This is a genomic window from Sneathiella chungangensis (assembly GCF_009882935.1).
Lineage (GTDB): Bacteria > Pseudomonadota > Alphaproteobacteria > Sneathiellales > Sneathiellaceae > Sneathiella > Sneathiella chungangensis.
The window spans coordinates 81,748-101,637 of sequence record NZ_WTVA01000002.1 but is presented as its reverse complement, the minus strand read 5'-3'; the positions used below and the strand labels follow the sequence as shown (position 1 = coordinate 101,637).

Sequence of the window (19,890 nt, the reverse complement as noted above, 5' to 3'; positions counted from 1 at the left end):
CAGACGTCTTTCCAAAAGCTTATTCAAGACTGTCCGTTTCTGAAGATTGTGCTGCGCCTCACAAGACTTCTTCCTTCAAGCTGTTGGCGGGTAACGGTTTAATCGTCCAGAACGCCCGCCCGATAAACTGAAATAGCCTCAACATTATAGGTGATGTTCATTCCCCGCTGCATGTGGTACCAGACATCACTCCAACCCAATGACCAGGCGGTCACAATATCCTTGTCACTGGGATGACGGAATTCTCTGGCGATCTGCCGTGCCACATCCGGCGTAACCCAAACAAGCCCGTAGTAGGCCGGAATTTCGTCCAACGGTCCATATCCTTGAACCGAATAGCCATATTGCATGAGTCCGACCAGAGATTCCCAGCCGTTGGCCCGCAGGAAATCGAGGAAAGTCCGCGCCGATTTGGAATGCAGAAACGGATCGGGCGCCTTCAGCGGCATCGGCTTTTGCTGCCCCATAATATGGGCATGCTCACTGCAATAGGCATCAAGATCATTCGCGATCTTCGCCTTTAGCGCCGCAGCATTTTTTTGCCCATCGGGCCCCATCGGCGGCGGCATACCCGTTTCATCCGCCGCCTTCAAGAGAATATATTCAGGATAACTCACAACCGGCGGTACGGGAAATTTACCCGAAAATTGCCCTTGGGTAATGATTCCGCGAAAATTACCGCCGGGCCCGCCGAACCCGACTCGCTTGTTTCCCACATCCGTGGTGAATTTCGCCAGTGTCTTGACCATCTCGTCATAGGCCGGCGACAGGTAACATGTCCCCAGTTCGCAAATTGTATTCTTGGTTTCGTTTGGCGGGCGGGGAAACCCCTCTGGTACCGTATGAGTTTTACCGCCATAGCGATCCGTCTTTTCAAGTATCCGGACGGATTTATAGCCAAGGTCACGCAATAGATTGCCCGCCAATAGCCCGCTAACTCCCGCTCCCAGTATCACAATGGGAGCCGATTTATCCTCCGGCAGTTCGATCCTGCTTTTCTTACTGGGGTCATCAGGCGTGAACAGCAGATTTATGTAAAGCCAGCAATGCAATACGGATTCAAAACAGGTCGACGCATGGACAAAGGCGGTGTGGTTCTTACCCTGGATATCGAGATAATTCCACGGCATGTTCAACTCGAGATCTTCCGGGCCGAAATGGTCGAAATAGGGGGTCGTGACTTCGCTCAGGACTTCATAATCCGCCCCATAGGGCCACCACTCAAGCTTTGCGAGATAATATTCCAGATACTGCCGGAATTTTAACGGCGGCGGCGGATGCTCCACTGTTTTTACGATCTGGTAAACCGTAACAAGGTTTTCCTCCATCTCGTTGGCTATGTCCATCCCGTAAGTCTTGCCTGTTTCGTTGCGATAGCCGTAAATCCAGCCTCGCATTTCCTCAAGACGGCTGGGCGCGAAGAGAACGCCATGATCCGGTTTAGTCCCGCGTTTGACCTTTAGAAGTGTTGTATGAAAAGTGAAGTTCACCAACCTCTTGAACAGATTTGTCTCATATGCGGTATAATTTGCAATCCCGAACAGGCCTCGCGGATCACATGCGACAATCAGAAAATCGGCGCCCAGTTTTTGTCGTGCCCCACCACCGATACTATAACTGATTTGGACGTTTGCTATATCGCTGGATTCTGTTTGCGCCATAGACAGTCCCCATATTCAGAATTGAATCAAATATAATATTTTACTAATTTATCATGCATTTTCCCGAGTTGGAAGAAGGTTTCATCAATTAGTCAACCGTCCGCCCGGCCGTGACTTCTTGCAATCCGTACTTTTGGGTGTTCGAACAATCTTCAGACTGATAATCGTATCGTTACGAAAATAGGTCGCAGACAGGTGTGTCCTATGGAAATCTATTCCCGTCTATTCAGGATTGAGGTGGACAACTTTTCCGATAAATGACCTTATTGTCTCCGGGCCGGTAGAAATCGTTTATTTCAACCAGCCTCTCGAACCCGACACGCTCATAAAACGCACGCGCCTTGTCATAAGCAACCGTTGACGAGGTTTCCGCGATCATGAAGGCGCCGCCTGCGTTGCGAATAGCCGCCTCGGTGCAATCCAGAATTTGACCCCCGAGCCCGCTTCGCTGTCGGTCCGGATCGACGACGAGCCAGTAAAGATCATAGGCCTGCTCGCTGCCCGGGGTCTTGCCATAACAGGCGTAGCCCGCGAGCCTGCCGTTTTGGATCGCAAGGATGAACTCATAGCCGGAGGCCCGGCCCTTGGTGATACGTTCCTCCGCCAGTTCCGCCGCGATATCGATCTCCTCTCCGGAAAAAGCGTTGGTGGCCATAACGATCCGGCGGATTTCAGCGACATCGGCAGGCGCAACGGACGAGCGCCATTTCATCGGCTCGTTCTTGCCTGTGCCGCCTTTGCGTTTCAGTTGCCAGGTCAGGTCCGGCGTCTTGGCAACACTTGCCACGCCTTCAAAAAAGCGCCGGGCATTGACACCGAGATTGCGCACGCGATACCCGCCCTCCTGCACGAACACCATGGGAAGGCCGATTCCGGCAATCAATGCCCCCATCTTGTAGAAATCGGCGGCGCGGTAGGGCCAGGTGCCCGTCGGATCACCCTTTGCGGCGTCAAGGCCGAGCGCCACAACCAGATAGGCCGGTGCATGATCCCGGATGCGCGCGAACGCCTTTTTGAGCGCCTCGCGATGATCGTCCGGCACGATTGTTTCGGGAAGCGGGATATTGAGATTGCATCCCGCCCCGGCCCCGCGTCCGGTTTCATCACGAAAGCCGGTGAAATAGGGATAGGCGAAGGACGGGTCGCCATGGATCGAAACCGTGAGTACATCGTCGCGTTCATAGAAAATGTCCTGTGTGCCATTCCCATGATGGTAATCGACATCAAGCACAGCCACCCTCCCATAACGGGAGAGATATTGCGCCGATATCGCAGCATTATTGAAATAGCAAAATCCACCGAAGGCTCGGCTCTCCGCATGATGACCGGGCGGACGGATCAGCGCATAGGCCGCCCTTGCGCCATCGAGAACCGCTTCTGTCGCCGTCAGGGTACAATCAACGGCCCGCCGCGCCGCCGGAAAGGCGTTGCGATTAAGCGGCGTGAAGGTATCGATGCACCAGTAACCGGCAAGCACAGAGCGGTCCTTGGGCATTCGCTGCGCATTCCTGATCGGGAAGACATAAGGGTAGATCGATTTACCCTCCGGCGCATCGGCACAGGCCTGCTCGATATAATCGACAAGCCGGGTGTCATGAACGGCCTTGATATGCCGGTCGCCATAATGCTTCGGCGCCGTCACCTCAAAAAGCCCCGTCGGCTCCAGTTCCTTGAGGATGGATTTGATGCGGACCGGCGCCTCGACATAGCCGCGCTCGCGGATATGGTGGATATCATGTCGGTCATTGACGATAAGCGGAATTTTCGCCGCGACAGCCTGTTGTTTGAGGTCAGGCATTTTACTGCCATAGCGCGGCAGCCGGATCGCGAATTTAGTGTCCTTAATCGATTCGACGACGCGCTGGACATATTCCGGCGGACAGAGATCGGCATATTTCCGCTCCAGGATGGCACGGACGATCCGGCGTAAGGTCACCGCGGGCGGCAGCATGAATTCGCCAAGGCCGTCAAACATCAGATAGGGGCTGTCGAAGGTTCCCGGCGTTACCGGCGTCTCGTAGTCCGTTCCCATGATCGGAAAGGCATTGAACCCCTCATAGAAACGGAGCCGGTCCTCATTCTGCTTGCGGATATCCGGGTTGGGGCTCAGCTCCGGATCATCGGGCAGGCATTCGAAATAGAGGCCGCGCAAGCCCTTTTCCCGCGCACGCTGCTGGATCTGCTCATAAAGCGCCGCGCCGACGCCGCTGCCCGAACCGCTCTTGGCCGTTGCAATCAGTTCGAGATAACCAAAATTGAGCAGCGGATCGACAAGCAGAAGCGAGAAGCCGCGAATACGCCCACGCCCGTCTTCGGCGACCGAGACCTTGGCCACGAACTGGTGGGTGATCGGGTCGGAAATCTGTTCCGGCAACTTGGCGATGTCTTTGTCCGTCATATCGGAGAACTGATCGCGGATGATCGTCTGGATCTCCGCGATTGCTTTCTGGTTGGCAGGTGCCGAGGCATCAGTCAGGGTTCGAATGCGGAACATCAGTTTGCTTCCTTCGCCAGAGCCGCGTCGACTATCATCCGGATGCCATCCTCATAGCGCATGTCGGCTTCGCCGAGCGCCGCCGCAAATCCGGCATTGGGCGCAAGGCAGGGATTGGCGTTATATTCGAGGATGTAGATACGACCGGCAGGATCGACACGAAAATCAATCCGAGCGTAGCCTGAGAGGTCCGCAGCAACCCAGCAATCGTTGCAGATACGGACAAGCTCCGACGCAAGATCAGGCTCTTGCGCCTCAAGTCCGAAACTGCGCCTTGTATGATGATAGATATCACTTTCCTCGTTCCATTTCGCGTTGTAGTCGACGATCGGATAGGTCCCCTCCGGCAGCCCGTCAAACCGCATTTCGGCAATCGGCAGCACCATGGGTCCCCTTTTCGTCTCCACCATCGAGATATTGAACTCGCGCCCCGGAATATAGGCTTCGGCGAAGAAGCGACCGCCATACTCCTTCTCCCGGCGGGCAATCTCGTTCAAAGCCTCTGACCCCTCGACAATCGAATTCTGGTCCATTCCGTATGAGGCATGTTCATTAACTGACTTGATAATCACTTTCTGGCCCGCCGCCGCGACATCCGTCCATTCCCGGGGTGTCGGCAAGTTTGCGGCGCGCAGTAGCGCTTTAGAGAGCCGCTTCGAATTGCTCTGGAAAAAAGCGGATTCCCCGACCCCAGTATAGGCTAGTCCGAAATGCTCCAGGAAGGCGCAGGCGAGATGACCAAGCCGACCGTCTCCACGGATACTCTCAACAAGATTAAAAACGACAAGTGACTTCGCCTGGGCGATTGTCTCGACCACGGTGAAATCAATATCGAGCGCAATAACCTCGCTCCGATATCCAAGCCTTTCCAGCGCCGACGCGATGTGCTTCGCGCTTTCGATGGTATCGAGCTCGTCCGCGCGGAGGTCGGTGCCTCCGTGCAGGACCGGAATATAGTCCGTCATTGACGTCTCAGGCCGCCCGGACGTTTGTGACCGGTGTGGCTGCTGCGTAGCGGCTTAGCGCCGACGTTACAATTTCTCCAATGAGCCAGTCGTAACTATAGCCCGCCTTCGTCGTCAGGATCGGCAAATCCGAATGGGTTGGATGCAATCCGGCGATCGGGTTGACTTCAAGAAATTGCGGCGAGCCATGGCCGTCCGATTTAAGATCAACGCGCGCCGCATCCCGGCAACCGAGCGCATGATAGGCGGCAAGCGCCCGCTCTCCGGCGAGGTGTGCTTCCGCGTCATTCGCAATCGACAGAGTCACGAAGGGTTCCCAGTTTTCCTTTATTTCGTAGCTGTAGATCCCGCTGTCCGCATCGGGTTTGACGGCGATCTCCATCACGGCAATCACTCGCGCCTCTGCGCCGTTGCCGACAATGCCGACCGTGAACTCACGGCCCGCAAGATAGCTCTCGGCAATCACCGGCTGATGGAATTTCTCGATCAGCCGCGCGGCCTCACGCTTGAGCTCCGTTCTATTTGATACCTTCGAACGGCCGCCGCAACCCTTGCCCGTCCCTTCCGCGATCGGCTTCAGGAACGCCGGAAAGGCGATCTCCGGCAAAGGCTTTACGGCCTCTGCAAAAATCGCGAAATCCGCCGTCGGAATGCCGCTGTCGCGGACGATGCGTTTGGCCACCGGCTTGTCCAGCGTCACCGCCATGGTCAGCGGATCGGAAAAGGCGTAGGGCTGGTCAAACATCTCGCAGAGCGCCGGAACCTGGGCTTCCCGCGAGCGTCCATGCAGGCCCTCGGCAATGGAGAAGACAAGATCGAACCGCTCCCCGCCCACCAACCAACGCGCAAGCTCCTGCCCACGCCCAACCCGATGGACGTCCCATCCAAGTCGGCCAAGGGCGCCATCAAGCGCGTCGATGGTGGCGCGGGAATCGAATTCCGCCGTCTCTTCCTCCGAAAACCCGAGGGCGAGATAGTCATCGCGCAGGTCATAGACGAGGCCGAGCTTCATTGCGCGGCCTGCTGATGACAGGGTTCCGTCCCGATCACGCCGTCCGGATCGTGATAGCGATAGGTTCCGCCTTCGAAGTTACGAAGGATGAGATCCTCTCCGTCGCGGCCGACCACATAATCAGGAAGCAACGGGATCTTGCCGCCACCACCCGGAGCATCGATCACAAAGGTCGGGATCGCGTAGCCCGTCGTGTGGCCGCGCAAACCCTCGATGATTTCGAGGCCTTTCGCCACTGGCGTCCGGAAATGCGAAGAACCGGTGATCGGGTCACATTGGTAGAGGTAATAGGGTTTCACCCGGCGTTTCAGCAGGCCATGCATCAACGGCTTGATGATGGAGAGATCGTCATTGATCCCCTTCAAGAGCACCGTCTGGCTGCCGAGCGGAATACCCGCGTCGGCAAGCCGCGCTGTCGACTCGGTTACTTCGGGCGTCAGTTCATCCGGATGGGTGAAATGAATGCTCATCCACAGCGGATGGTGCTTTTTCAGCATATCCGTCAGCGACTTGGTGATCCGCATCGGCATCACAACCGGTATTTTCGAGCCGATGCGGATGAATTCCACATGCTCGATCGCCCGGAGGCGCGTCAGCAGATAGTCAAGCCGGTCATCCGACAAGGTCAGCGGATCGCCGCCCGAGATCAGCACGTCGCGGATTTCCGGATGCGCCGCGATATAATCGAATGCCTTCTCCCACTGGGACTTCGAGAATTCATACTCGCCGCCCGCCTCGCCGACCATGCGCGATCTCGTGCAATAGCGGCAATAGGTGGAGCAGAAGCCGGTTGCGAGAAACAGCACCCGGTCCGGGTAGCGATGAACAAGACCCGGCACCGCCGCATCATGGTCCTCGCCGAGCGGATCGTCGGCTTCGCCTGGCATCTTGATGAATTCATTACCCACCGGAATATGCGTACGGCGAAGACCCTCTGAGGGGTTATCGAGGCTCATCAAACTCGCATAATAGGGGGTAATGCCCATGGGCAACGACCCCGTATGACGCGATACCGCATCGCGCTCGTCGGCGGTCAAATTGAAGATCCGTTCAAGACCCGCAAGGGACCTGATCCGGTTTCTGAGCTGCCACCGCCAATCGAGCCATTCCGCGTCGCTTGCGGCGGGAAAAAACTGGTCCTTGAAGGCACGGGAGCGCTCCGATATGGGAAATGCAGACGGGTCCGCATGTGCGGTGTTATCTGCAATGATGTGAGGAAGTGGTTTAAAATCTTCGCTTTGAAGGAAGCGTCGACTGGGAGGCTTGGCGGCCTCCATTGCCGCTTGGCCAGCTACTGGTGAGTTCATCGTATGATGGTTCTCTGCGTCAGGAGGGGCCGTCGCGCGACAATCGTCGATTCTGTCGCCACACTCCCGAACATTCGCATAAATATTCCGATCCGCGAAATCGTCAAGAGTTTTTTTTACAATAACAAAAAAAGCTAATTTACGATGTGATAAAAATATCTAACCATCTGAATCTTAACAAATTTTTAACCAAGCGCGGCAGCGGCTTTTTTTTGCAAATCATCCTGAATCGGCGACGAGCTCGCGACGTCGGCACCTTCGCGAACCCGCCAAACTTTCAAATCATCTTTCCAGTGGTCCAAAACCAGACGCAGCAATGAAATCAGGCGGCAGCTTTCGCCCTTTTCCGGCAATAGCAGGAGGCATGGATCGGAACAGTTGCCCGGGCGACTGCCTGATCCAGCAATCGCCTGATATGCGTCGCTTCCGTTAACTCACCCCGCCGGTTCAGGCATTCGTGAAGGCCATGCAAACTCCAGACATTGCGCGGATGCTGACAGGCGCGCGCAAGGGTGTCATCAAGCCCGAGATCCGCCCGGTAGACGGCTTCGGCTTCCTCGAACCGGCCATCTTCCATCAGCAGCGCACCGAGAGCATGCCGGGTCGGCTGCATCCATCCCCAGGGCTCATCGTAAAGAAGATTATCGTCCAGTTCGACCGACCGCCTCAGGTGATCGAGCCCTTCTTCCGTCCGCCCCGATTTAAAGGCAATTTCGCCATCCATCATCGCCTCTCCGACCTTCAGCACATCCTGACTAGTGTTGTTGAAGACCATCCTTCCCTCCTGAACAACATCGAAAGCCTTGAGGGCGAGTTTTCGCTCCTCTTCGGCCTCCGCCAGCCGTCCAAGATTGGCGAAAGCAATCGCGCGTGCCTGCCGCATGGCGGCCGTCGTGTAGCTGTAGAGTTCCTGATCGTCAGGGAATGGTTCTTCCAGAATTTCCTTCCACTGGCCGAACCTCACCATCACATGAATTTTCTTGCCATAGAAGGCCTCGAAAAACTCCGGCATGAAGCGGACAACCGACTCCGGCAACATCCGCATTAACTCCTCTGATGCCGCAAGCGCCTTGTCGGGCTGGCCGAGGAACATTGCGCCATAAGCCTCGAAATGGACATTATGGATACGATAGAGCGTGTAGAAATTCTGCGCACCTGCCACATTTTCATATTTCCTGTCGATCTCCGCAGCCCGCCGGTTGCGCCAGACCACATTCTGATAGTCACCGCAAAGGACGTCGATATGCGTCGCCATATGCACCAGATGCCCGCTGTCTGGGACCAGGTCGACCAACCTGTCACCATGGCGAAGCGCTTTTTCAGGCGTCGGCGACATCTCCATCAGGTGGATATACATATGCAACAGCCCAGGGTGATCCCAGGCCCCCGGCAGGCCATCGAAGGCGGCCTCAAGCGCGGCCTGAGCTTCACGGGTTGAGGCACCCTCCCGCGGCTCCCCGGTGGCGAGATCCCACAGAAGCCAGGGCGTCCGGTTCATCAACGCCTCGGCAAACAGGCAGACTACGTCGAGATCGTGGTTATGCTCGGCATGGACTTTGCGCATCGCGTCGGAAAACGCGTCATTCCAGGGGGCATAGTCCTCGATTTCCGGATCGTCCGGAAACCGGTCGCCAATCGCGTCGATAAGCGCCACCTCGACAGGGCGCAGACTGTCCCGAAGGTTCCGCGCGCAGGAAATGGCTTCATGCGCGCGCTTAAGGGCGGCGACACGTTCTTCGGGGTTAAAGAATTCCCATGGTTTGTTATAGTTCGGGCCGACCCCATAGGCGACGCCCCAATGCGCCAAACCGCAATTCGGATCCGCCTCGATCGCCCTTTCGAAACATTCCACGGCAGCTTCGTGATTATATCCGTAGAGCCATATCAGCCCCTGATCGAACTCTTTTTTTGCTACTGGTGACGCTACGGTAATGTCTCGGGAGTACGAGCCTAAATCAAATTCTGTCATCGATTTCGCCCCCAGTCGTTTTTTCTGGCTGACGATGAAATATGGAAAATCGACACCGTCAACGTTTTATGGAGAGCGAAATAGTAGCATATAATCAGGCTGGAATCCCCTCTTTTCCGACGGGGTAGTTAATCTCCGGCGCCCGCCCGGCGGAGGGTTTCCTCGTCCTCAAAACCGATGAAGGTCGCTACTTCATCAACCGGCCTGCGTGTCGAGACAACAGCATTCGCCGGAAAATCATCGTCCGGATAGCCCATGGCAACTGCGGTTTGGATTACGTGATTTTCGGGAATTCCTGCGTGCTCGCGCACGACAGGGGACTGCATGATGCCCTGACTGTTGATGACGGCGCCGATCCCACGGCTCCAGGCGGCGAGAACCAGTCCGTAGGTGATGGCGCCAAGGTCGAAATGGCGGATATCGCCCTGCAGCTCCCTGTCATAGGCAATGATGACGGAAACGGGCGCGTCGAACTGGCGAAACCCACGCAAGACCCATTCCTGTCGCCGTTCGGCATCATGACGCGCGATGCCCATGGCTTCGAATAGCTGGACGGCGACTTTCACCTGACGATCGCGATGCACTCCTTCATATTTACCCTCGACCCGGAACTCCCGCGACGGCGGAACACCGGCCAGGTTACGCTCCGTGTTGCCCGCCCGGATGCGGTCCAGCGGTTCGCCGCTGATCACATGCAGATGCCAGGGCTGGGTATTCATCGATGACGGCGCACGGGTGGCGATTTCTATAATTTCCTTAAGAACCTCTTTCGGAATTGGGTCCGGTTTATAGCCACGGATGGAGCGCCTGCCACGCACAACTGTATCAAAATCCATATTATTTTCTCTTATTCTGGAAGCGCCTTGAATGCGCGCGGAAAATTTGCCTGTGGAAGTTTAGCGAAAGCGATCCTTTTTACAATAGAAGGCACCGTCGCCAGTGGAATACCGCCTAATCTTCAAACTCCTCTTCAAGAAAGGATCGGGTTGCCCTGAAAAGCTGATCACGACGCCGTTCCAGCAGCGCCGAGTGAGTTGTCTTGCCGATGATCACATATCGACGATGCGGCGTGTTGGTGAGTTTGTGATAAGCTGACAAAGCCCCTTCGGGCGTCGTCTCGATATCTCTTTCCCCGACGATGACCAGTGTCGGCACCGTTATGTCAGCGGGATCATACTGGAAAATACCCTGAGACCAGCGGCACACCTTGTCATCTACCACGCCCGTCGGCGCACGCAGCATGGGCGGGTCGTGCTCACCTGATTTGGGATCGCTGGCGATGGCCTCTTCCAGCCACTTTCTTTGCCAGTCCGGTTCAATGATATCCTGAATTTCCGCCGGATCGAGGCCATGCTGCCATCGGGCCCTGACCGATTGGGCGTCAACATAGCGATAGGCCATCGTCGGCCGCTCACTTCCAATCAGTGACGCGCCGGAATTCAGCATACTCGTCCCAAATAATGCCAACCGTTCGACCTTGTCATTGTTTTTGGCCGTATAGGCGCCGGTGATCAGCGTGCCCCAGGAATATCCCAGCAATTGCAATTTCGCCAACGCGCGTTTCTTCAGGACAAACTCCATCATTGCAGCCAGATCGGCAACAGCAACGTCCGTATGCACGATGGGTCCGTTCGCTTCGGGCTTTTGCTCCATCTCCGCCGGGCGGTCGGAACGCCCATATCCCCGGATATCCATCAGCCAGCAGTCGAAACCAGCGTGCGCCAGCGTATCCATCCAGGAATATCCGCTGGCGGAAAAATCGAACGTCACCGATGACGGATATGTCGCACCATGTACGAACAGCAACGTCCGGGCAGGATTACCCACTTCCGTATCCTGGTGACGCTTGTTCCGAAGGTATATGCGAAGCCCGGATTCGCCGGAGGGGACCATGAATTCTTCGACAATCAGATCCTTCATGATCCCCTGCGCTTCCAATGCGCCTTTACCAGACACCATGCTTTTGCGCCTCGGCACGGCCAACGACCATGTGATGGACTTCATCGGGTCCGTCGGCAAAGCGGAGGTGCCGCTGATGCGTATACATGCTGGCAAGCGGCGACCATTGCGAAATGCCGGTTGCGCCATGCATCTGGATTGCCTGATCGATAATCTGGCAGACTTTTTCCGGCACCATCGCCTTGACCGCGCTCACATAGACGCGCGCCTCCCTGTTGCCGAGAACATCCATGGCTTTCGCGGCCTGAAGGACCATCAGGCGCATGGCGTTCATTTCGATGCGCGCCCGGGAAATGACTTCGAGATTTTTGCCAAGCTTCAATATCGTCTTGCCAAAAGCCTCGCGACTACCGGCTCTCTGAACCATCAGTTCCAGCGCCAGTTCCGCCTGCCCGAGGGAGCGCATGCAATGATGAATACGTCCCGGTCCCAGCCTCACCTGCGAAATTTCGAAGCCGCGACCTTCGCCCAGAAGCATATTTTCCTCCGGCACGCGTACGTTATCGAATTTGATATGCATATGGCCGCGCGGCGCGTGATCCTCACCGAAGACCTGCATCCCTTCGAGGATTTTCACGCCGGGAGTGTCGATCGGTACAAGGATCTGCGACTGCTGCTTTGAGGGCGGCGCGTCCGGGCTTGTCTTGACCATGGTGATCATGATTTTACAGCGGGGATCCCCGGCGCCTGAAATATAGTATTTTTCGCCGTTGATAACCCATTCGCCATTTTCGAGATAGGCGGTGGTGCTGATATTTTTCGCATCCGACGACGCTTCGCCCGGTTCCGTCATCGCGTAAGCCGATCGAATTTCCCCGTTCAGCAACGGTTTCAACCATTTTTCCTTTTGTTCAGGAGTCCCGACCCGTTCCAACACCTCCATATTGCCGGTGTCCGGCGCGCTGCAGTTGAGGGTCTCGGAAGCCAGACTGCATTTACCAAGTTCCGCGGCAATATAGGCATAGTCGAGATTGTTCAGGCCTTCACCGGTTTCCGCGTCAGGCAGGAAGAAATTCCACAATCCCGATTCCTTTGCCTTCGCTTTCGCCCCGTCTAGAAGTTCAAGCTGTCGCGGATGCCAGCTCCAGCGATCTTCCTTTTCTTCATTGAGGGCGTAAAATTCCTCGGTGATCGGCGCAACATTTACCTTGATATGCTTTTTCACGGCGTCAAGAAGGGGGCGTGCCTCTTCCGACATTGCCAGATTAAACAACTCCTGGTCGGTTCCTGACATATTGTTATTCCTTATTATTAAAAGTTGAACCTCGGTGATGCTGCGATGTTGACAACTTTCTGTCAACCGCTGTGATTGACAATGGAAATACTTTGAGCGAGATGAACCCGACTGTCGCGCCAAAAAATAGTGTAGAACCTAACCAGACGATCGACCAATTCGACGCCGAATGTCCGAGCAAACCTTTCCGGTCAACACGGTAAGTCGACAGCACAACATTCTATGGAATTTGTTTAAGAAATGTTCAGCGTCGGGAAGACGGCGACCTTTTCCACGACCCCGCCAGCCACGTCTAGCGGCTCACTGCATAGGAGGTTACCGGCTTTGCGACGCCGGCAGGTTGGACAATCAATCCCGCACGACCATCACGGAACAGGCCGCATGTCGGGTCACCCGCGCCGCGTTGGGACCCAGAAGATAATCCTGCATCTTCGGGCGATGCGTGCCCATGATAATCAGGTCGGAGCTAATCTCCTCACTGACGCGAAGGATTTCTTCGTAAATCGATCCCAGCCCGACGATATGCTGGACGTGAATATCATCCGATACATGCTCTTTAACAAACTTGTGGAGCATCTCCGTCGTTTTTTCCACCATCTTTTTCTCATAGTCCGCCGGAAAATAGGAACTGACGATACTCATGCCGAAATCCGGAACGACGGTCATAATATGCAGATTGGAATTGAACGCCCTTGCATATTCCGTGGCGACCTCAACAGGCTTTTTCCATGACCCCGCGTCCTCGACATCCACTGCAAGCAAGATATCCTTGAACATTCTATTCTCTCCTCAATTACCCGGCTGTCGGCGATGATGCGACAGGCGGCTGCCGACGGCGGCGCTGCAACATATAAATGCCGATGACCAGCAGAATGGCCGGTATATATAACAATTCCTTTGCCGGCTGACTGACGGGAACAAGAACCGATATAATCTGCTGGTCGAAATCAAGGCCGGCGGCCTGAGCGGGACTGTCAAAAGCGGCATTATCGATAAGGACCTTGTTGTTCTCGATCAATAGCTCAAGACCATAGGCTTCCAGCCTTTCCTCGCCTGTTGCCTGATCACCGACAGGAAATACTGCCGTAAAGACGATGTCATCGCCGACGTCGTCCATCCCTTGCACAATAAGACGCAGTTCCGATTCTGGGGACGCATTTTGCACGGCGTCAACGATTCCCGCCGGATCAACTTTTTCATAGGGCGGAGAGATTATATCCATCCAGAAACCGGGCCGGAATAGGGTAAAGGCGATCAGGATGAGCAAAATCGACTCCCAAATCCTCGATTTCGCCATGAAATATCCCTGCGTTCCCGCAGTAAACAGCAATATCGCCACCGTTGATATTATGAAGACGATCACGCCCTGAAGCGGCGTCACATCAATCAGGAGCAGGTCGGTGTTGAAGATAAACAGGAAAGGCAGAATTGCGGTTCTAAGTGAATAGAAGAAGGCAACAAAACCGGTGCGGATCGGGTCCCCGCCGGAGACCGCCGCGGCGGCGAATGATGCGAGGCCAACCGGCGGCGTCACATCCGCCATGATGCCGAAATAGAACACAAACAGATGGACCGCGATCAACGGAACGATCAAGCCATTCTGTTGCCCAAGGCTGACAATGACCGGCGCTAATAGAGACGAGACAACAATATAATTGGCGGTTGTCGGCAAGCCCATGCCAAGGATCAGACTCAGGATGGCGGTGAAAATCAGGATCAGCAGTATCTGGCCTTGCGACAGAAACTCAACCAATTCCGCCAGGACAAGACCGACCCCGGTTTGCGATACCGTACCGACAATGATCCCGGCGGCGGCGGTCGCGATGCCGATACCAATCATATTGCGGGCGCCGGAAATCAGGCCATCGATAAGCTCATCAAATCCCTGTTTAAAAAATCCTGATCCAGCGTTCTTCCTGAACAGGGCAAAGAGGGGGCGTTGCGTGAGAAGAATGAAGATCATCAATGCCACCGCCCAGAAAGCAGATAGTTCGGGCGACAGGCGCTCAATCATCAGGCACCAGATGAGAACTCCCACCGGAAGAATGAAATGCAGCCCCGCCATAACGGTCGGGCCGGGTTCGGGAAGGGCAGTGATCGGAGAATTCGGATCATCGATCACCAGATCCGGATATTTGGCGCAAATGGAAATCAGATAGATGTAAACGGCGAGAATTGCGGCCCCGGCGATCCAGGGCGTCAAGACCGGCCCTGCCAACTGGCGGATCAGATCAACGGCGAAGAATACGGCAAAGCCGACGATAACCGCGTTGCAAAGGACCAGCGCCCCCTTCGAGAGTATTTTCGCCTTCGTGCCCTCTTCCGCCTTCTCGACCGCACCTTTCAAAATGCCGACCTGAAGTAATATCAGGACAAGTATGACAATCAGCCGATTCATAGAACTGTCGAGGAGGCCGAACAATTCGGATAGATAATACAGGGCGCCGCCAAGAATAAGTATGGTCGCAAGCGTGATACCAAATGACAATAACGCAAGCTTTACCGGCTTGACCTCGCCGGCCCGCGGTAGCCCCTGCATATCCAGTTTCATCGCTTCCAGATGGACGATGTAAACAAGGGCAATGTAGGAAATAATGGCGGGCACAAAGGCATGCTTTACCACCTCGAAATAGCTGATATCGACATATTCAACCATCAGGAAGGCAGCCGCGCCCATAACCGGCGGCATGATCTGACCATTGACGGAGGAGGCGACTTCAACAGCGCCTGCCTTTTCGGAATTGAACCCGACTCGTTTCATCATTGGAATTGTGAAAGTGCCGGTGGTGACAACATTGGCAATGGAAGAGCCGGAAATCAGCCCTGTCATGCCGGAGGCAACGACCGCCGCCTTTGCCGGGCCGCCACGCATATGCCCCATCAGAGAAAAGGCGACCTTGATGAAATAATTGCCGGCGCCGGCCTTATCGAGCAAGGCGCCAAACAAAACGAAGAGAAACACGAGCCCGGTAGAAACACCAAGGGCAATACCGAAGACCCCTTCGGAAGAGAGCCACTGGTGATCCGCAACCGCACCGAAACTCGCTCCTTTCCAGGCGAGGATGCCGGGGGCATAGGGGCCAAGGAAGGTGTAGCCAAGGAAGACCATGGCAACGATCATCAAGGGCGGGCCGAGCGCGCGCCGCGTCGCTTCCAGCAAGACGACCACACCGACACAGGCAACCACGATATCCAAGGTATTCGGATTACCCGGACGGTCGGATAGGCGCGACCCCATGAGGCTATCCGCGATGGAACTGTCAAAAACGACCAGATACATGGTCGTTGCAACGCCAAGGATACCGAGCACCCAATCCATGGCCGGCACGTGGTCCCGCGGTGATTTTTTGAACGCCGGGTAGGCCAGAAATGCGAGGATAAGGGAAAAGGCCAGATGAATTGGTCGGGCTTCCTTGCCCGAGAATACGCCCCATCCGACGAGGTAGGGGATGGGTGAAGCGATCCAGACTTGCCACAACGACCAGATAAGGGCCAGCGCGGCGATGAACAAGGCAATATTCCTGTTCGACGGATTACGCCCACCGACATCTGTCGAGGCAACGAGATCCTCAAGCTCTTCGGCGCTGAGTGGTTTGTTTTCTTCGCGGCTGCTCATAGAAAGTCTCCCCCTCTTCTACTATGCGATCCGCGCCCGGATCGTACACGAACATTGCAGCATCTTAGAATATAAGCAGGCGGGCACGCAAATCCCGCCTGCTTAACGAGCATTACATCATGCCTTTCTCTTTGTAGTAACGCGCTGCCCCTTCATGCAGCGGTGCAGAAAGGTTGTTCGTAATCATCCGTTTCGTATCCAGATTCGCGAACGCGGGATGCATTTTCTTGAACCGTTCGATGTCATCGAAAACCGCTTTCACGATCTGATACACAACTTCCGGATCGGTCCGGGTTGAGGACACAAATGTCGCGCCAACGCCGAATGTTTCAACATCTTCATCCGTCCCGTTGTACATTCCGCCCGGGATCGTCGCCATTGCGTAGAAGGCATTGTCTTCGACAAGCTTCTTGATCACGTCGTTATTAACGTTCACGAGAACTGCGTCACAGGACGTCGTTGCTTCCTTGATCGATCCGTTCGGATGTCCAACGGTGAAGACAATTGCGTCCACCTTGTTATCGCAAAGGGCGGCAGCCTGTTCGGAGGATTTAAGCTCGGACGCCAGGGCGAAATCGTCCATTGTCCAACCCATTTTCTCCATAACGACTTCCATCGTGCCCCGTTGTCCGGAACCCGGATTTCCGACATTTACGCGCTTGCCTTTCAGGTCTTCAAAGGTCTTGATTCCTGAGTCCTTGCGTGCCAGCACGGTAAATGGTTCCGGATGCACGGAGAATACCGCACGCAGTTCCTCGAACTTGCCATCCGGGAACTGCTTCGGTGCCGTCCCGTTATAAGCATGATACTGCCAGTCAGACTGGGCAACGCCCATGTCCAGATCGCCGGCGCGGATACCATTGATGTTTTTTACAGAGCCGCCTGTGGTATGGGTGCATTTGATGTCATGATCCTTCGTTCCCCGATTGACCAATTTGCAAATTGCACCGCCCACCTGATAGTAGACGCCCGTTTGTCCGCCAGTGCCGATGGTAATAAATGTTTCCGCACTTGCCGGTGCACTCATGAGGCTGATCCCGCCCAAGGCAGTGACCGCCGCAGCTGTAACGGCAAAAAACTTTCTCATTTGTTTCTCCTTCACCTGTCGAATATGTTGCTAGCTTATGTTTCTCCCCTAGCAACGGATTGTGCCAATTCCGAGTTATCCCCCGAAATCAGCTATTCCTTTCAACCCCTTAACGAAAGCACCAAAAGGAAATCTCTCAGTCAGGCTAATGCCCTTCTACAATTTTTAAAACCCTCTTTTTCCAATTCCTTTCCGGAACCGACATAATTGTCTCTCAGTTCTGGATTGCCTTAGCCAATACATTTTCAACCGTCGACCCGAGTTTTTCGACGATTTCCGCAATATGCGTCTCGTCAATTATGAACGGCGGCGCCAGCAAAATATGATCACCCCGCCGCCCGTCAATGGTGCCTCCCATGGGATAGCACATCAGCCCGGCCTCCATTGCCGCGCTCTTGATTTTGGCGTGAATCTTCAAGGACGGATCAAGCGGTTCCCTGGTCATGCGATCGGCGACCAGTTCAATTCCGCGGAACAGTCCCCGCCCCCGAATATCTCCGACAAACGGATTATTGCCGAGCCGGGCCGTCAGGGCATCATGCAGCTGCTCTCCGCGACGGCGGACATTGGAAAGCAGGTCATTGTCCTCGATGTAATTCTGTACCGCCAGGGCCGCCGCGCAACTCACCGGATGGCCCATATAGGTATGACCATGCTGGAAAAATCCTGAACCATCTACGATGGTGCGTAAAATTTCGTTTGATACCAGCATCGCCCCGATCGCCTGATAGCCCGCGCCAAGTCCCTTCGCCGTCACGAGAATATCGGGAGCTACCCCCTCCTGCTCAACGGCAAAAAGGCTGCCCGTCCGGCCCATGCCGCACATCACTTCATCGGCAATAAACAGGATGCCATATTGATCGCATATTTCCCTGATGCGTTTGAAATAACCCTCGACCGCAGGCACCGCCCCCATTGTCGCGCCGACGACGGGCTCGCAAATGAACGCACAGACATTCTCCGGCCCCGCGTCTATCAGCGCCGTTTCCAATTCACCTGCAACACGCTGACCAAATTCCCCTGAGGTTTCGTCATTTCGCTTCTCCCGGTATTCATAACAAGGCGAAATCAGCGGTACCGGCATCAGCAGGGGCGCATATGGCTCGCGCCGCCATTGGTTCCCGCCCGCGGCCAGCGCCCCGATCGTATTTCCGTGATAGCTCTGCCGCCGCGAGATAAAGCGTGTCCGACTGTTCTCCCCCTTCTCCAGGAAATACTGCCGGGCCAGCTTCAACGCCGCCTCAACGGCTTCAGATCCGCCGGAAACGAAATAGACATGGTCGAGATTCCCCGGCGCCCGCGCCACAAGGAAATCGGCCAGATCCTCCATCGGCTGGTTAGTGAAAAAGCCGCTATGCGCGAAGGAGATCTTGTCAATCTGTTCCTTCATGGCATCGGCGACAAATTTATTGCTGTGCCCAAGACAGGAAACTGCCGCGCCGCCGCTGGCATCGAGATACTGCTTACCCGCCTTATCATAAATGTACGGCCCGTCTCCTCTCGCGACGACGGGTTGCTCTGCCCGCGGATTTCGATGAAACACATGTGTCAAGGAAGGTCTCCATTTATCCAGTAGGTATTGTTGCCGCGTAGGTCCGCTTCAGACGCCTGAAGTTTTGCAATTGCGTCTTCCCCAAGCCGGCTGACAATGGCCGCGACCAGCGCCTGAACGATGGCCATCGCGCCCACCAGCGATCGATAAAAGGAGGGGCTTCTGTTGGCGGCGAGAAAAAATTGATGAGCGCCCTTCGCCAGCGGCGAGACAACACTATCGGTAATCGAAACCACCCTGGCGCCGGCAGCGGCCGCAACCCGCGTCGCCTTTACTGTCTCATTGGTATAGGGGTCAAAAGCAATGGCGAGGACAGCGTCATCCTTTGAAAAACGGGAAATTTCTTCATTATACAGTCCCGCCTGCCCCTGAATCAGTCGCGAATTGGGAAAGAAAATGCGGGTTGCATAATGAAAATAAAATGCGATCGGGAAGCATTTCCGGAGGCCGATTATATGGACCGTTTCCGCCTGAATGAAAGTATCGGCAGCCGCCAAAATAGCAGCATCATCAATAGTTTCAAAGGTTTGTTCAATATTGCGCCTGTCAACGTCCGATATCTCCTGCAGCAGGCCTGATTCAGTCGGCAATACCTCACGCATCTGCAAACGCCGCGCCCGCGCCGCATAGGAACCACCTGGCGTTTCGATCCGGTGGCGGAATCTGTCCCGGAATTCGTTGAAATTCTTGAACCCCAGCCGTTTTGCCAAACGCAGCATTGTCGGCGGCAGCACTTCCGCCTGCGCCGCCACTTCCCGCATGGAATGAAAGGCGATACGGTCGGGACGGTCGAGCGCGAAACGCGCCGCCACCCTCAGTTGCGGGCTCAATTGGCCATATTCCTGTTCTATGACCTTAAGTATGTCCAACTGCGTTTCTGCCATAGATGCCATCAACAGTTTGCCCCGATCTACAGACGGCAGATGCCATTCTGTTCCGGACCAGACTATCCATGGGTAACGGAATATGCAACAATTGAATCAGTATTATAAAAAATAATTCAATTGAATCATTTCCATGTGCGGAATGGCCCG

14 protein-coding genes are annotated in these 19,890 nt (G+C 55.2%); all 14 read right to left on the bottom strand.

All coding sequences use genetic code 11. The annotated features are described in order from the left end of the window. Window positions 1-98: 98 nt before the first annotated feature. Window positions 99-1,490 (bottom strand): NAD(P)-binding protein, encoded by a 1,392-nt coding sequence (locus tag GQF03_RS05405; protein ID WP_161338198.1) that lies wholly within the window; start codon window positions 1,488-1,490, stop codon window positions 99-101. 397 nt (window positions 1,491-1,887) lie between these two features. After that, on the bottom strand, window positions 1,888-4,155 hold the full coding sequence (locus GQF03_RS05400) for a GNAT family N-acetyltransferase (RefSeq protein ID WP_161338197.1): 2,268 nt from the start codon (window positions 4,153-4,155) through the stop codon (window positions 1,888-1,890). Continuing rightward, entirely contained in the window at window positions 4,155-5,120 is a 966-nt protein-coding gene (locus GQF03_RS05395; RefSeq protein WP_161338196.1) for a D-alanine--D-alanine ligase family protein, read from the bottom strand. Before GQF03_RS05395 ends, GQF03_RS05400 begins: the two co-directional genes overlap by 1 nt. A 7-nt stretch (window positions 5,121-5,127) precedes the next feature. Continuing rightward, complete coding sequence (locus GQF03_RS05390) at window positions 5,128-6,132, bottom strand: D-alanine--D-alanine ligase family protein (RefSeq protein ID WP_161338195.1); 1,005 nt, start codon at window positions 6,130-6,132, stop codon at window positions 5,128-5,130. Continuing rightward, a complete protein-coding gene (locus GQF03_RS05385; protein WP_162858431.1) occupies window positions 6,129-7,439 on the bottom strand; it encodes a KamA family radical SAM protein in 1,311 nt (436 codons plus the stop codon). Before GQF03_RS05385 ends, GQF03_RS05390 begins: the two co-directional genes overlap by 4 nt. 322 nt (window positions 7,440-7,761) lie before the next feature. Next, window positions 7,762-9,408, bottom strand: a complete 1,647-nt coding sequence (locus GQF03_RS05380; RefSeq protein ID WP_161338194.1) for a tetratricopeptide repeat protein — start codon at window positions 9,406-9,408, stop codon at window positions 7,762-7,764. A gap of 128 nt (window positions 9,409-9,536) precedes the next feature. Further along, on the bottom strand, window positions 9,537-10,244 hold the full coding sequence (locus GQF03_RS05375) for a nitroreductase (RefSeq protein WP_161338193.1): 708 nt from the start codon (window positions 10,242-10,244) through the stop codon (window positions 9,537-9,539). Window positions 10,245-10,359: 115 nt separating this feature from the next. Further along, the gene (locus tag GQF03_RS05370) at window positions 10,360-11,367 is read right to left on the bottom strand and encodes an alpha/beta hydrolase (RefSeq protein WP_161338192.1); all 1,008 of its coding nucleotides are present in this window, start codon (window positions 11,365-11,367) and stop codon (window positions 10,360-10,362) included. After that, window positions 11,354-12,601 carry an acyl-CoA dehydrogenase family protein gene (locus GQF03_RS05365; protein WP_174238722.1) on the bottom strand — a complete coding sequence of 416 codons (1,248 nt, stop codon included), beginning with the start codon at window positions 12,599-12,601 and terminating at the stop codon, window positions 11,354-11,356. The genes GQF03_RS05370 and GQF03_RS05365 overlap by 14 nt, the downstream gene beginning before the upstream one ends. A 348-nt stretch (window positions 12,602-12,949) precedes the next feature. Beyond that, complete coding sequence (locus GQF03_RS05360) at window positions 12,950-13,378, bottom strand: universal stress protein (protein WP_161338191.1); 429 nt, start codon at window positions 13,376-13,378, stop codon at window positions 12,950-12,952. Between the two features lie 16 nt (window positions 13,379-13,394). Further along, a complete protein-coding gene (locus GQF03_RS05355; protein WP_161338190.1) occupies window positions 13,395-16,217 on the bottom strand; it encodes a TRAP transporter permease in 2,823 nt (940 codons plus the stop codon). 112 nt (window positions 16,218-16,329) lie between these two features. Next, window positions 16,330-17,304, bottom strand: coding sequence for a TAXI family TRAP transporter solute-binding subunit (locus tag GQF03_RS05350; protein ID WP_161338189.1), 975 nt, complete (start codon window positions 17,302-17,304; stop codon window positions 16,330-16,332). Window positions 17,305-17,518: 214 nt separating this feature from the next. After that, window positions 17,519-18,856 (bottom strand): aspartate aminotransferase family protein, encoded by a 1,338-nt coding sequence (locus tag GQF03_RS05345; protein WP_161338188.1) that lies wholly within the window; start codon window positions 18,854-18,856, stop codon window positions 17,519-17,521. Then, window positions 18,853-19,749, bottom strand: coding sequence for a MurR/RpiR family transcriptional regulator (locus GQF03_RS05340; RefSeq protein ID WP_161338187.1), 897 nt, complete (start codon window positions 19,747-19,749; stop codon window positions 18,853-18,855). Before GQF03_RS05340 ends, GQF03_RS05345 begins: the two co-directional genes overlap by 4 nt. Window positions 19,750-19,890: the final 141 nt, after the last annotated feature.

What these genes read in the sequence shown, in the direction of transcription:
- GQF03_RS05375 (WP_161338193.1), bottom strand. Translation starts at nt 10,244, where the DNA reads ATGGATTTTGATACAGTTGTGCGTGGCAGGCGCTCCATCCGTGGCTAT.
- GQF03_RS05370 (WP_161338192.1), bottom strand. Translation starts at nt 11,367, where the DNA reads ATGGTGTCTGGTAAAGGCGCATTGGAAGCGCAGGGGATCATGAAGGAT.
- GQF03_RS05365 (WP_174238722.1), bottom strand. Translation starts at nt 12,601, where the DNA reads ATGTCAGGAACCGACCAGGAGTTGTTTAATCTGGCAATGTCGGAAGAG.
- GQF03_RS05395 (WP_161338196.1), bottom strand. Translation starts at nt 5,120, where the DNA reads ATGACGGACTATATTCCGGTCCTGCACGGAGGCACCGACCTCCGCGCG.
- GQF03_RS05385 (WP_162858431.1), bottom strand. Translation starts at nt 7,439, where the DNA reads ATGAACTCACCAGTAGCTGGCCAAGCGGCAATGGAGGCCGCCAAGCCT.
- GQF03_RS05400 (WP_161338197.1), bottom strand. Translation starts at nt 4,155, where the DNA reads ATGTTCCGCATTCGAACCCTGACTGATGCCTCGGCACCTGCCAACCAG.
- GQF03_RS05390 (WP_161338195.1), bottom strand. Translation starts at nt 6,132, where the DNA reads ATGAAGCTCGGCCTCGTCTATGACCTGCGCGATGACTATCTCGCCCTC.
- GQF03_RS05355 (WP_161338190.1), bottom strand. Translation starts at nt 16,217, where the DNA reads ATGAGCAGCCGCGAAGAAAACAAACCACTCAGCGCCGAAGAGCTTGAG.
- GQF03_RS05340 (WP_161338187.1), bottom strand. Translation starts at nt 19,749, where the DNA reads ATGGCATCTATGGCAGAAACGCAGTTGGACATACTTAAGGTCATAGAA.
- GQF03_RS05380 (WP_161338194.1), bottom strand. Translation starts at nt 9,408, where the DNA reads ATGACAGAATTTGATTTAGGCTCGTACTCCCGAGACATTACCGTAGCG.
- GQF03_RS05360 (WP_161338191.1), bottom strand. Translation starts at nt 13,378, where the DNA reads ATGTTCAAGGATATCTTGCTTGCAGTGGATGTCGAGGACGCGGGGTCA.
- GQF03_RS05350 (WP_161338189.1), bottom strand. Translation starts at nt 17,304, where the DNA reads ATGAGAAAGTTTTTTGCCGTTACAGCTGCGGCGGTCACTGCCTTGGGC.